This window comes from Bacteroides sp. OF03-11BH (assembly GCF_003604005.1).
Classification (GTDB): domain Bacteria; phylum Bacteroidota; class Bacteroidia; order Bacteroidales; family Bacteroidaceae; genus Bacteroides; species Bacteroides ovatus.
The window spans coordinates 1-13,146 of record NZ_QTMW01000031.1; the positions used below are offsets into that span (position 1 = coordinate 1).

14 protein-coding genes are annotated in these 13,146 nt (G+C 40.9%); 9 read left to right on the forward strand and 5 right to left on the reverse strand.

Annotated features, from left to right (window positions below; all coding sequences use genetic code 11):
* Window positions 1–522, forward strand: a 522-nt coding sequence (locus DXA54_RS19115; RefSeq protein WP_120080407.1) for a UpxY family transcription antiterminator, incomplete at its 5' end; no start/stop codon positions are given.
* 27 nt (window positions 523–549) lie between these two features.
* Window positions 550–1,299 carry a polysaccharide biosynthesis/export family protein gene (locus DXA54_RS19120; RefSeq protein WP_004307290.1) on the forward strand — a complete coding sequence of 250 codons (750 nt, stop codon included), beginning with the start codon at window positions 550–552 and terminating at the stop codon, window positions 1,297–1,299.
* On the opposite strand, the gene DXA54_RS19125 is transcribed toward DXA54_RS19120, so the two are convergent.
* From DXA54_RS19125 to DXA54_RS19130, 3 genes are read right to left on the reverse strand one after another with little or no spacing between them, the layout of a single operon-like run.
* Window positions 1,292–1,717, reverse strand: coding sequence for an N-acetylmuramoyl-L-alanine amidase (locus tag DXA54_RS19125; protein ID WP_004307289.1), 426 nt, complete (start codon window positions 1,715–1,717; stop codon window positions 1,292–1,294). The two genes, DXA54_RS19120 and DXA54_RS19125, sit on opposite strands and share 8 nt — an antisense overlap.
* Before the next feature lie 4 nt (window positions 1,718–1,721).
* On the reverse strand, window positions 1,722–1,829 hold the full coding sequence (locus DXA54_RS28240) for a smalltalk protein (RefSeq protein ID WP_004297473.1): 108 nt from the start codon (window positions 1,827–1,829) through the stop codon (window positions 1,722–1,724).
* 40 nt (window positions 1,830–1,869) lie between these two features.
* Window positions 1,870–2,358, reverse strand: a complete 489-nt coding sequence (locus DXA54_RS19130) for a DNA-binding protein (protein ID WP_004307288.1) — start codon at window positions 2,356–2,358, stop codon at window positions 1,870–1,872.
* Window positions 2,359–2,578: 220 nt separating this feature from the next.
* Here DXA54_RS19130 and DXA54_RS19135 point away from each other — a divergent pair, with 220 nt between their 5' ends.
* The gene (locus DXA54_RS19135; protein WP_004297475.1) at window positions 2,579–2,797 is read left to right on the forward strand and encodes a DUF4248 domain-containing protein; all 219 of its coding nucleotides are present in this window, start codon (window positions 2,579–2,581) and stop codon (window positions 2,795–2,797) included.
* A gap of 133 nt (window positions 2,798–2,930) precedes the next feature.
* Here the strand turns inward: DXA54_RS19135 and DXA54_RS19140 are convergent, their stop codons facing one another.
* Both DXA54_RS19140 and DXA54_RS19145 read right to left on the reverse strand, forming a co-directional pair.
* The gene (locus DXA54_RS19140) at window positions 2,931–4,763 is read right to left on the reverse strand and encodes a DUF3987 domain-containing protein (RefSeq protein WP_120080409.1); all 1,833 of its coding nucleotides are present in this window, start codon (window positions 4,761–4,763) and stop codon (window positions 2,931–2,933) included.
* Between the two features lie 29 nt (window positions 4,764–4,792).
* Complete coding sequence (locus DXA54_RS19145; protein WP_120080411.1) at window positions 4,793–5,422, reverse strand: BT4734/BF3469 family protein; 630 nt, start codon at window positions 5,420–5,422, stop codon at window positions 4,793–4,795.
* 153 nt (window positions 5,423–5,575) lie between these two features.
* Between DXA54_RS19145 and DXA54_RS28245 the strand changes: the two genes are divergently transcribed.
* The 6 genes from DXA54_RS28245 to DXA54_RS19170 all read left to right on the forward strand — a co-directional run bounded on the left by DXA54_RS28245 (window position 5,576) and on the right by DXA54_RS19170 (window position 13,096).
* Window positions 5,576–5,722: a hypothetical protein gene (locus tag DXA54_RS28245; protein ID WP_165863272.1), complete on the forward strand. Its 147-nt coding sequence runs from the start codon at window positions 5,576–5,578 to the stop codon at window positions 5,720–5,722.
* A 147-nt stretch (window positions 5,723–5,869) separates the two neighbouring features.
* Window positions 5,870–7,276 carry an undecaprenyl-phosphate glucose phosphotransferase gene (locus tag DXA54_RS19150; protein ID WP_004307284.1) on the forward strand — a complete coding sequence of 469 codons (1,407 nt, stop codon included), beginning with the start codon at window positions 5,870–5,872 and terminating at the stop codon, window positions 7,274–7,276.
* Window positions 7,277–7,334: 58 nt separating this feature from the next.
* Window positions 7,335–8,150 (forward strand): polysaccharide biosynthesis/export family protein, encoded by an 816-nt coding sequence (locus DXA54_RS19155; protein ID WP_120080413.1) that lies wholly within the window; start codon window positions 7,335–7,337, stop codon window positions 8,148–8,150.
* A 6-nt stretch (window positions 8,151–8,156) separates the two neighbouring features.
* Window positions 8,157–10,604, forward strand: a complete 2,448-nt coding sequence (locus tag DXA54_RS19160) for a GumC family protein (RefSeq protein ID WP_117515091.1) — start codon at window positions 8,157–8,159, stop codon at window positions 10,602–10,604.
* Window positions 10,605–10,643: 39 nt separating this feature from the next.
* Window positions 10,644–11,561 (forward strand): polysaccharide pyruvyl transferase family protein, encoded by a 918-nt coding sequence (locus tag DXA54_RS19165; RefSeq protein WP_229096971.1) that lies wholly within the window; start codon window positions 10,644–10,646, stop codon window positions 11,559–11,561.
* On the forward strand, window positions 11,561–13,096 hold the full coding sequence (locus tag DXA54_RS19170; protein ID WP_120080415.1) for an MATE family efflux transporter: 1,536 nt from the start codon (window positions 11,561–11,563) through the stop codon (window positions 13,094–13,096). Before DXA54_RS19165 ends, DXA54_RS19170 begins: the two co-directional genes overlap by 1 nt.
* The last annotated feature ends 50 nt before the right edge of the window (window positions 13,097–13,146 follow it).

Consider the following 13,146-nt stretch of genomic DNA (forward strand, 5'->3'; position numbering starts at 1 on the left):
GGCGTAGCACACTCTAAACGCTGGTATGTTGCTCTGGTTCGTATGCACCACGAGAAGAAGGTAGCCGAACGTTTAGACAAAATGGGGATCGAGAATTTCGTCCCTGTCCAACAAGAAATTCATCAGTGGAGTGACCGGCGCAAGGTAGTTGAGTCTGTCCTTCTTCCAATGATGGTGTTTGTGCACGTAAATCCGAAAGAACGCAAAGAAGTTCTGGGTTTTTCTACAGTGAGCCGTTATATGGTGATGCGTGGTGAGAGCTCTCCGGCGGTGATTCCAGATGAGCAGATGGCTCGTTTCCGTTTCATGCTCGACTATTCCGAGGAAGCTATTTGTATGAACAGCTCTCCTTTGGCACGTGGTGAGAAGGTCCGTGTTGTGAAAGGACCTCTGACCGGGCTGGTTGGTGAACTGGTCAATGTCGATGGCAAAAGCAAGATTGCCGTCCGGCTGAATATGCTGGGATGCGCTTGCGTTAATATGCCTATTGGCTATGTCGAGGCTGTCTGCGAGAAAAACTAATCCCGTCATCATTTATCCACCATTTACATGAATACGAAATTATCCGGTGCTTTTGCACTGATATTCTTTTTCTTCTTTCTCTCGGCTTGCCAGTCCTATAAGAAAGTACCTTACTTGCAGGATGCGGAGATTTTGAAACAGGCGAATACGCAAGTTGCGCCTGTTCAGGACGCAAGACTGATACCGGGTGATGAAGTTTCCATTCTTGTTTCCACTTCCGATCCGGTTGTTTCGCAGCCTTTCAATGCGCAAGGCAGTACGTTTCTATTGGACGATCAGGGAAATATCAATTATCCGGTTTTAGGTAAACTTCCTTTGAACGGTTTAACAAGTCGTGAAGCTGAAAACCTGATAACGGATAGACTGAAATCTTACGTGAAAGAAAGACCTACGGTAGTAGTCCGTATGTCCGGTTTTAAAATTTCCGTTTTGGGCGAAGTGGCCTCTCCCGGTGTTTATCCGGTAGTGAATGAGCAGATCAATGTGCTCGAGGCCCTTGCCATGGCAGGAGATTTGACTATTTATGGTGTTCGTGATAATGTAAAACTAATCCGCGAAGACAGGAATGGGCATAAACAGTTTGTTACACTCAATCTGAACGACGCGGATTTGTTATTATCTCCTTACTATCAGTTGCAACAGAATGACATCCTGTATGTCACTCCTAATAAAACCAAAGCGCAGAGCGCAGACATCGGAACAAGTACGACGATGTGGGTTTCGGGATTTTCCATTCTGGTATCTATTGCCAGTTTGCTGGTCAATATACTTAGATAATACCATCTAATTCCCGGTACTCCTCCGTACAATTAAAACACGGACACTCCTTTATCGGATTCAAATCATGATGGCCTACAATCAACGTCTTAGGAAATATTTTCCTCAATTCGCGGAGCAGACCGAGCAAAGAAGCCCGTTGTGCCAATGTACGCGTGTCTTTGGGACGTCCCGCCATATCCAGCCCTCCTTCGTAACAAATACCTATCGAATGGGTGTTATGGTCACGGCAGTGTGCCCCGACCTTTTCCAGAGGACGGCCTTGGTAGATTTCTCCATCCCGGGTGATGTAGAAATGATAGCCGATGTCACGGAATCTCCGGTGAAGGATATGATCTTGACGGCAAGCCTCCGCCGAAAGGGACTTTCCTTCCGGCGTGGCACTGCAATGAATGATAATCAGAGTGATGGTACGCATAAGGCTACATACAGCTCTGTACTCCGATCAGACCTCCGATAGCGGTGGCAACGGTGATAATCACTTTGATGATGAAGCTCCATACGGAGCGGGGAGAAGATGAATTACTCATGATGTTACTTTTTTAAAGATTAAAAATAAAGGATTTAGGATTAAGCAGCCGGATCAGGCGCTTCACCGCCACCATCCGGTTTCGGATCAGGGGTATCACCCGAATCAGAACCTCCTCCGGCAGTTGTTGGTTTCTGATATTCGGCCTGCTGTTTCAACTGGCTGTCGAGTTTCAGGTTGGTGGTTGACAAATTACCGGTAGCACGGGCTTTCAGACGCATACCAGTGATGTTTTTCTCCAATGAGAAATCTTCCAGCGTATCAGCTGCCTTACTGCGGATGCCCACACCAAAGATGGCAAGGTCGTCGATTTTCACACATTTGCCGTCGAGCAGCAGTTCCTTGATGCAGTCTACCATGTCGGAAAGCACACCTTTGATGACACCACCGGAATACGGTGAATTGTGTTTTGACATGTGTTCGGCAAGCTTAGCCAAATCAAACGTCTCGTCGCTTACCGCACGGGCGAACCACTTGCCTGCATTCAGGCCTTTTTGCTGTTGGTTTTGATAAATTTTGTAACGAATCATAAAACAATAAATTAAAGGGTTAAACATTGTGTCCGGGGGATTCTTTTCCCTTTCGACGATACAAAGATACAACCCTGAAACCCGCAGAAATCAATAGTCTACAGTTGCACGCGATTGTTGTCAATTATGCGCAGTAACGGTCGGTTATTCAATGGAAAAACGTAGGATATGTGAATATGTTTTGTTATTTTTGTAATTGTAAATCAGAAACTTATTCATCATGAACGAATTCAAAATACGCGCCTACGGTCGCATGGAACTGGCTCAACTTTATTCTCCGGAACTAACTGACATTGCTGCATATCGAAAGATGAAGAAATGGATCTCTTTATGTCCCGGACTTCTGCAACGCCTGTACGACTTAGGTTACGAATCAAAGCGCCGCTCATTCACCCCGTTGGAGGTGAGAGTGATTGTAGATGCCTTGGGAGAACCTTAGAAGAGCGGAAAAGTAAAGCACCGCTTTAGCAATCGTAAAGCTATGCTTTACCACCTCTAAAGCGCCGCTTTAGGATTCATGAAACGTCCTGTTGTTATATAAATGCAAAAAATGCACTTTTTCCGAGGGTTCCCTAACACACGCACACATGCGTGCGCGTATAAACGCCTTTATCGTCTGTATTGATAAGCAATCCTTTTTTTATCAGACGGTTCAGCCAGCTAAGAGCAGTGTTAGGTTTGATTTTCATCTTTTCAGCCTGCTCCAACAACTGTGCGCGGGTGAACTGGTTGCCCATCATTTCAAAAAGTGCATCCCGGTCGGCATTGGCTCTATGTTTGACCTCTGTGGAAGGAAGAAAAGACAAGATATGTGTGGCATGACGATAGAGCGGAGTTACAAGCTCCAGCACCGCATGGAAATCTTCAGCGGTGATTGTCACATCCCAACGGGTGATAATGCCGTCTTTGATATTATCGGCGGCAATCTCCTTGTCAGGGGTCAGCAGAGGGGAGGAAGAATCCTTGAACTGATAAGGCTGGTCGCATTCCAATGCACGAATCATAGCTATTTCTGCCATGATACGGCATGTATTGACAGCCAGTCGGGCTATGGAACTGCTCATTTCGTTATCGTTGGCAAGTCCCGAGCGGAAAAACAGATCGGCAAAGAGGGCATTGAACTCTTGCTTTTGCTCATCAGTGAGCCGGAGCGTATGAAGCCCGTGTGCTTTCATCAGGTCCAGTTGCTTTTTCCATTCCAGGCCTATGCCTGTGAAGATGGCTTCCAGATCGGTTTCGCCACTTTCAAACTGGTTGATCCATGTCCATATGCCGTGCATATAATAAAACAGCTGGCGCGAGAAAAGACCGTTCTCTGTCGAGGGAATGAGTGGTTTTACTTGTGCGGGTGTGCCGGAAAGCAGGAGGGAGAGATAGCTTTTCTTTACCTCCCGGTATTCCTGGTCGGTGCGCCGGTTGTACGACAGACGATCGTGGTCGAATGCTTTGCGGAGTGTATCGCTCCAGTGTCCGTATTCAGAACCGATAGCAGCGGAGATGGTATCCGCTTCGGTTTCGCAGATAAGTCCTGTGCCGTTGGCATCCATGATATTTTGCAGAATACCTGTTCCGGTGTTATTGCCCGAGATGAGAAACATTTTATTCTTGGGCATTTGAGGAGCTTCCACTTTGCAGCGCTCCTTTCCCATGGTATCATAGGCGGCTTTCTCTTTTTTGTAGGCCTTGACCTCTTCCGCTACTTTTTGGCGGATCTCGTCATGAATAGGCTCTACAAGCAGCCGGATGAACGAAAGAATTCCCTTACCCGAGGCGGAAGGAGCCACAATAAAACTTTGCAGGCAAGGAGACTGGAGTTTGCCGGCGTATGGACATCTCACATATCGCTCCATGCTGGCACCTATGGCGGTCAATGCTCCGAGCAGCATGACATCGCGTTGTGTGGGGCTGGTGGCATAACTCATGATGAGCAACAGGATTTTCGGCCAGTCCGCTTCGGTGAAAGAGGGCAATGGTTGGTTCGGGTCACTCCCGTCCTGCAGCTCTTCGGATTCGTCCGGTTCTTCATTGTCCACCTTATTATACACGTGCGTGTGTGTGAGATTTTTGGACGGTGCATTTCCTGCATTTTTTGCATTTTTCCGGTGGTTCATCATTTCCTCTTTGCAGAGAGTCACACCCGCCCTTTCAGCAAGATGGAATGCAGTGCCCAGATGGACATCTCCATGCCGGGTAGTAAGTGCGTTAGAGAATATCCGTTCGGCATGTTCCCATTCGTACTTGGCAGACACCCGGCACAACCGATGGAAAAACTCGCGTCCCGCTTCTCCGCAATCCGTTGCGATGGCGAACGCCAGTTGTACATATTCAGCATACGTAGGGGCAATATCCGCTCCTGCAGTTTCAACCGCCTCACAGAGGCGGCATAACGATTCAATTTCGTCCATAATTTTAATTTATAGTTTTTAATATCTAATTATTTGTTGTTTCTAAACAACGCTCCCGGATCATGACTAAGAAAACAAGACCTAACAATGTCCTTACCGGAAAAGTCTACCCCTTTGCGTTTTTCTCCGAATGGAGGAGGTGTTTCAGTACCATAGAGCAACACAGTGAACATCATTGCTAGTTTCATATTTTCGATGATACTGTTTGTGTCGTTAGCAATGGGTAAATGATCGTAGGGTACGAATGCTTTCACACCCCGTCCGCTGGGACTGATAAACGTGAGTACAGGATGCAGAAGGTGGTCATTAAACAATGTACTGCGCATTTCCACTGCCTCCTGATAGGAATCGAGATGGTCGATATCTACCACCACCAGATGTGAAGAAGCTACGAAACATTTGCTGTTGCGACGCGAGAACGTACCACAGGGAGTCACATAAGGCAATAGTGATGCTTTTGCTGTCCGTATATCTCCGGAATTGCGTACTTGCTCGGTCAGAATTTTGAGATTCTCGTTGCAGGTTATCATTTGAAAAACTTGTTCTACGGAGACTTCGCAGGAGGGAATAAGTGTTGCAGGAGTAACAATCCGCCCCAGTTCATTTTTGATGGGAGCAATGGGAGGCATGAAATAAGACATTCTGAAATCGTTTGTCATAACATTTATATTTTTTGATTATCGTCTTGAATTTTCAAAACGCGAGGCGAAGGTAGAAATAGCTTTTAAATATATCGTTCAGACATGTCTGAACGGATATGCATAAAATTAACATATAATACAATGTATTTAACAACTAATAAAATTATAAACATGAAAAAATTTAATCATCCCGTACTGGGCCATTTCATCGCAGAGCAGTTTGAACGTGCTCACTTGTCAATAGAGGCTATGCGTAAAGAAATCCACATGGGAAAACCCACTTATTACAAGATGATATCTGGGGAGATTTACGTCTAAGTGATTTTACCCGTCTTTTTTCCTATTACTATGACAATCTCACAAAAGAAGAGTTTCGAGCCAAAATGGTAGAATGGGGAGAACTTTATATTGAGTATAGGGAGAAAAATGAGGATATGGATGAAAATCTAAATCAAGAATAAAGTAATGCAGGAAGTCCAACGTTTTAATAAAGTCTTAAAATCTTTTGTCCTTTCAGGGGACATCATCTTACTGAACTTACTGTTGTGGGTGTTTGGTTCTCTTTGGGGAAACCGTTCTCCTTTTGAGTTTTCCATGCCTCTTTTCCAGAACATGGCTTTGATGACTTTATGTTATCTGGTTTGCAACATTCGTTCTGGAGTGATTCTTCATCGTCCGGTGGTTCGTCCGGAGCAAATAATGCTTCGGGTGGCACGGAACATGATTCCTTTTGTATTGATAGTACTGGGACTTTCGTACATATTCCATTTTGAATGTGTTAACCTGCGTCAGCTGGGGGCATTTTATGTAGTTCTCATTATCGTTATTATTTCTTATCGCCTGACGTTTCGCTATATTCTGGAGCTTTATCGCAAAAGTGGGGAAAATGTCCGAAAGGTAGTACTGGTGGGTAGCCATGAAAATATGCAGGAACTTTATCATTCCATGACGGATGATCCGACATCAGGATATCGTGTACAGGGGTATTTTGAAGATTTCCCATCAGACCGCTATCCTATGAATATTGCATATTTGGGGCAGCCGTGCGAAGCTGTTGATTATTTGACCCGTAATGCGGGAAAGGTAGACCAACTTTATTGCAGTCTTCCTTCCGCCCGTAGTGCTGAAATTGTGCCGATTATCAACTATTGCGAGAATCATCTAATTCGTTTTTTCAGCGTTCCCAATGTCCGGAACTATCTGAAACGGAGAATGTATTTTGAAATGTTAGGTAATGTCCCGGTACTTTCTATCCGTCGTGAGCCACTTGAGTTATTGGAAAATCGTATTGTGAAACGTAGCTTTGATATTGTTTGCTCGCTACTATTCCTTTGTACTCTTTTCCCGATTATATACATCATTGTGGGACTGGCTATAAAGATAAGTTCTCCTGGACCTGTCTTTTTCAAACAGAAACGAAGTGGTGAAGATGGTCGTGAATTTTGGTGCTATAAGTTCCGTTCGATGCGGGTGAATGCTCAATGTGATACGCTTCAGGCTACGGAATGTGATCCTCGTAAAACCCGTATCGGTAATCTGATTCGCAAGACGAATGTGGATGAACTTCCCCAATTTATTAATGTACTGAAAGGGGATATGTCTTTAGTGGGTCCCCGTCCGCACATGTTGAAGCACACAGAAGAATATTCCCATTTGATAAATAAATATATGGTTCGTCATTTTGTTAAACCGGGTATTACAGGTTGGGCACAGGTGACAGGTTTTCGTGGAGAAACGAAGGAACTTTGGCAGATGGAAGGACGTGTGCAACGTGACATCTGGTATATCGAGCATTGGACGTTCATTCTGGACTTATATATCATGTATAAGACTGTATATAATGTAATCCGTGGGGATAAAGAGGCTTATTAGGTGAGGAATTGGAAATTGAGTAAAAATTAAATCAATAGTTGTAAAATTACATGAGTAGGTGGTTATGAGAAAACTGAAACGATTGACTTTGGGTGTGTTACTTGCTTTTTTGCTGGTATCCTGCCAATCATATAAGAAAGTGCCTTATTTGCAGGATACGGCTTTTGTGAATGATACAGAACAGAGTGTTCGTCAGACAGGTGTGAAGGTTATGCCCAAGGATTTGTTGACGATTGCCGTATCTTGTTCTACTCCGGAACTGGCTGCACCTTTCAATCTGGTAAATTCGGGTACTGCTAGTGGAACGGAGGGAAAGATGGTAGGACAAGGAAACGCATCACCTGCTCTACAGCAGTATTTGGTAGATAATCAGGGGAATATCAACTTTCCAGTATTGGGTGAGATTCATGTAGGTGGATTGACTAAACTGGAGATAGAAAATCTGATTATAGATAAGTTGAAGGTTTATTTGAAAGAAGCACCGCTTGTAACTGTGCGTATTGTTAATTACCGAATTTCGGTATTGGGGGAGGTTGCCAAGCCTGGTAGTTTTGTGATCTCTAATGAGAAGATTAATTTGCTGGAAGCACTCGCTATGGCAGGTGATTTGACTATTTATGGTATGCGTGATAATGTGAAATTGATCAGGACAGGGCAAGATAACAAGCAGGAAATTATTACTATGGACTTGAATAAGGCTGAAATGGTACTGTCTCCTTATTATCAGTTACAGCAGAATGATATAATTTATGTGACACCTAATAAGACTAAGGCTAAGAATTCGGATATAGGAACCAATACGGGATTATGGTTTTCTGCTACTTCTATCTTGGTTTCACTTGCAAATATATTGGTAATTTTATTAAATAAGTAATTAGTAATGAAAGAGAATGAGAATTCGTATAACAATAATATGAGTGAATTAGACGAAGAGAAAGTAAATTATCAGGAAATTCTCTTTAAGTATATCATTCACTGGCCTTGGTTTATTGCTTCGGTTTTAGCTTGTTTGATTGGCGCTTGGGTGTATTTGCATTTTCAAACTCCTGTGTATCAGGTCTCTGCATCTATCATGATAAAGAATGATAAAAAGAATGGTGGTGGAAATACTGCAGATTTGGAAAGCTTGGGATTAGGTGGGGTGATTACTTCTACGCAGAGTATTGATAATGAGATAGAAGTGCTACGCTCAAAAACAATACTGAAAGAGGTCGTTAATAATCTGGAACTTTATATTACTTACTATGATGAGGATGAGTTTCCTAAAAAGGAACTGTATAAAACCTCTCCCGTAATTGTGAATTTGACGGCACAAGAGGCGGATAAATTGCCAAATGTAGCTTTGGTTGATATGAAGTTATCTCCAGAGGGTGGTCTGGATGTGAATCTAAAGATAGGCTTGAATGAATATAATAAGCATTTTGATAAACTTCCAGCAGTGTTACCTACGGATGCAGGTACATTTGGGTTTACATTGAAAGATTCTTTATCAAATGGGAAGATAGTAGGGCAAAGTGTAGTACGAAATATCAGCGCTGTAGTTAGTCAGCCTTTTGGGGTGGCAAAAGGATATCAGTGGGCATTGGAAATAGCACCTACCTCAAAAACGACTTCTGTAGCAGTTGTTTCATTGATGAATACGAATATACAGCGGGGACAGGACTTTATTAATAAGTTAATGGAAATGTATAATCGGAATACGAATAATGATAAAAATGAGGTTGCCGAAAAGACGAGAGAGTTTATCAATGAACGTATTAAGATTATTGATGAGGAACTTGGCACTACAGAGGATAAGCTGGAAGCTTTTAAAAGAAATGCAGGATTGACGGATATCAGTAGTGATGCCCAATTAGCAGTATCGGGAAATGCTGAATATGAAAGAAAACGTGTAGAAAATGGAACTCAAATTAATTTAGTTCGTGATCTTAATAAATATATCAATAATCCGTCGAATGAGTATGAAGTATTACCTAGTAATATTGGTTTATCCGATAATGGTTTAACTACTCAAATAGATCGTTATAATGAATTGATTATTGAACGTAAGCGTTTACTTCGTACTTCTACGGAAAGCAACCCGATGATTGTAAATCTGGATACAAGTATTCGTGCCATGAAAGCAAATGTAAAAGCTGCTATTGATGGGACTTTACAAGGCTTGCTTATCGTGAAGGCTGATCTGGATCGTGAGTCCAGTCGTTTTTCCCGTCGTATCAGTGATGCTCCGGGACAGGAGCGCCAGTATGTAAGTATTGCACGTCAGCAGGAAATCAAGGCTGGGCTTTATCTGATGCTTTTGCAGAAACGTGAAGAGAATGCTATTACTTTAGCCGCTACTGCGAATAATGCGAAGATTATTGATGAGCCAGCAGCTGAAGGTGCTCCAGTTTCTCCTAAGCCTAGGATAATCTACTTAATTGCTTTAGTGGTAGGAGTGGGATTGCCTGTTAGTATTATTTTTTTAATTGGTTTGACTAAATTTAAAATAGAAGGGCGTGGTGATGTAGAGAAGTTAACAAGTCTGCCTATTGTAGGTGATGTACCGTTGACAGAAGAAGCAAATGGTTCTATTGCTGTGTTTGAGAATCAGAATACTTTAATGAGTGAAACTTTCCGTAATCTCCGTACTAATCTTCAGTTTATGCTTGAGAATGATCAGAAAGTGATTTTAGTGACTTCGACAGTTAGTGGTGAAGGTAAATCTTTTATTTCTTCCAATCTAGCAATAAGTCTTTCTTTATTAGGAAAGAAAGTAGTGATTGTGGGGCTTGACATTCGCAAGCCCGGTTTGAATAAAATTTTTAATATTCCGAGGAAAGAGCAGGGAATTACTCAATATCTGTCGAATCCGGACAAGAATCTGATGGATTTCGTTCAGCCTTCGGATGTTAGTAAGAATTTGTTTATTCTTCCAGGAGGAACTGTACCACCTAATCCAACAGAGTTATTAGCTCGTGATAGTTTGGATAAAGCGATTGAGGTATTGAAAAAGAACTTTGATTATATAATTTTGGATACTGCCCCGGTTGGTATGGTAACTGATACTTTGCTCGTAGGTCGTGTGGCTGATTTGTCAGTTTACGTATGTCGGGCAGACTATACTCGGAAAGCAGAGTTTACCTTGATTAATGAATTGGCTGATAGTAATAAGTTGCCTAATCTTTGTACTGTAATCAATGGTTTGGATCTTCAGAAGAAAAAGTACGGCTATTATTACGGTTACGGTAAGTATGGCAAATATTATGGCTATGGTAAGCGTTATGGCTATGGTTATGGCTATGGGGAGACACACCATGGTGGTAAGGGAGAAAGGACAGAAGAATAGACGAATGTGATTTTGGAGAAGACAAATGAATTATATAATATGAGAATTAAACAATTACGCATAAAAGGTAGAATCATAAGATTATTTAGGCTTATTGTAAATACAGGTTATATGCTTTTGCATAAAAGAGCAGATGAGATTGTACTTAATGTGTCTATGAATTTGTTGTGTAATAAAGTGTTTCATAGTAATATAGGTGATGACATAAACTATTATCTTATAAAAGAATTGAGTCATAAACGTATATTGAATTATTGGGATTTTTTCAATCTACGGGAGCAGCCTAATTTTATGGTTATAGGTTCGATAATAGGTTGGATGACAAATAAAGATAGTATCATTTGGGGGAGCGGAGTGCGGGAACCGGATAATCCTTTGCCAGCTATTCCTCGTAAGGTATTGGCTGTTAGGGGGCCGCTTACACGCAAATACTTGATCTCACAAGGGGTGGAGTGCCCGGAGATATATGGAGATCCCGCTTTATTGTTACCTAAGATTTACCCTCTTCCATTTGTAAATAAAAAATATCTAATAGGGGTGATTTTACATAAAAATGATCTAGGTAATTCTATTATAAAGGAATTTATTGAAAGAGAAAGAAACAAGGCGAGACAGATTGATATTAAACATTATAAGGATTGGAGGCAAGTGATAAAAGAGATCGTAGAATGTGAAATGATTATATCTAGCTCATTGCATGGTCTGATTCTGTCTGATGCGTATCATATTCCCAATATTTGGATTAAATTCTCTGATGAAACCTTTGATGGAAGTTTTAAATATTTGGATTATTTCGCTTCTGTGAAAAGGCCGATCGATAGACCACTAATCATACGATCACGTTTGGATTTATCGGATTTGCTTCAATATAAAGATAGTTATTCTCCTATTACTTTTGATGCTCAAAAATTGTTGTCTGTCTGTCCGTTTATAGATAAAAACAAAATTTTACCTTAATGTCAGGAAACGATAGAATCGCAAAGAATACAATATTCTTATATTTTAGAATGTTGTGTACAATAGTCGTATCATTATATACATCACGAATTATTCTCCAAACATTGGGTGTCAATGATTATGGTATTTATCAAACTGTGGGTGGAGTAGCAGGTTTATTAAGTTATATTATTAATGGTTCATTGGCATCCGGTTCATCGCGATTTATTACATTTGAAATGGGGAGGAGAGATAAGGGAAAGCTAAGTGATACTTTTTCCTCTTTATTGACTGTACATCTATTATTCGGCGTGGTCGTTGCTTTATTGGCAGAAACTATCGGATTATGGTTTTTATATAATAAATTAGTCATTCCCCCGGAACGATTTTCCGCTGCTGTATTTACATATCATTTATCTATATTAATGTCTATTGTCGGTATTACGCAGGTGCCATATACCGCTGTGATTATTGGACATGAGAAAATGAATATATATGCTTATACGAGCATTATTGAAGCTATATTGAAATTACTGCTTGTATATATACTCATGGTTTCCGATTGGGATAAATTAATGCTTTGCGCTTCATTGCTTTTTATGGTTCAATGTGGTATTACTTTTTTTTATCGTTATTACTGTATTCGTCATTATGAGGAATCTCATTACCATTTCTCTTTTGACAAGTCTATTATAAAGAAAGTACTCGGCTTTTCATCGTGGAATTTGGTAGAAAACACTTCTATTTCATTAAATGCTCAAGGTACTACTATTCTTCTTAATATGTTTTTTAATTCGGGCATAGTGACAGGACGTTCAGTGGCCAATATTGTTTCTATGACAGCTAATTCATTTGTTAACAATTTCCGAACAGCAGCAAATCCGCAGATCGTTAAGAGGTTTTCGGCAAATGATTTTGATGGCAGTAAGCATTTATTGCTAATATCAACAAAATATTCATATTTTTTAATGTTGATATTAGCATTTCCAGTCTTTTTAGTTGCAAAGCAATTATTATATCTTTGGCTGGGACAAATACCTGATTATTCTGTTGTATTTCTGCAATTCGCAATTGTTACTACGCTTTTTGGAGTGTTTGACCAATCGTTTTACAGTGCGTTTACAGCAAAAGGTCAGATAAAGGAAACTACTATATGTTCCATTTGTGTCGGCTATTTATCCTTTCCTGTCATCTATGTTTTGTTCAAGTTAGGTTATTCTCCAGTTTCATTGTCCTGGGTCATGTTATTTTCATCTCTGATACTCGCTATTTTTATAAAGCCTTTCCTACTGGTGAAAATTATGGGATATACGTGGACAGATATTTTTGTTTTATTTAAATCTTGTATCATAGTAACTGTTGTTTCTGTGCCTATACCATTACTGTTATATATATTTAGAAATACATTGTTTCACACGCCATATTTGGATTTTTTTATCCTCTCAATAAGCGGCGTAGTTTGCGTAGCTTTGGCTGTTTGGTTTTTGGGTTTGGATGATGGCATACGTAAGAGAATACAAAACAATATTAAGATAAAGTTATTAAAAAGAAAATGATGAACTCGAGAATTGAACACATTGACTGTTTGAGAGGACTAGCCATTTTT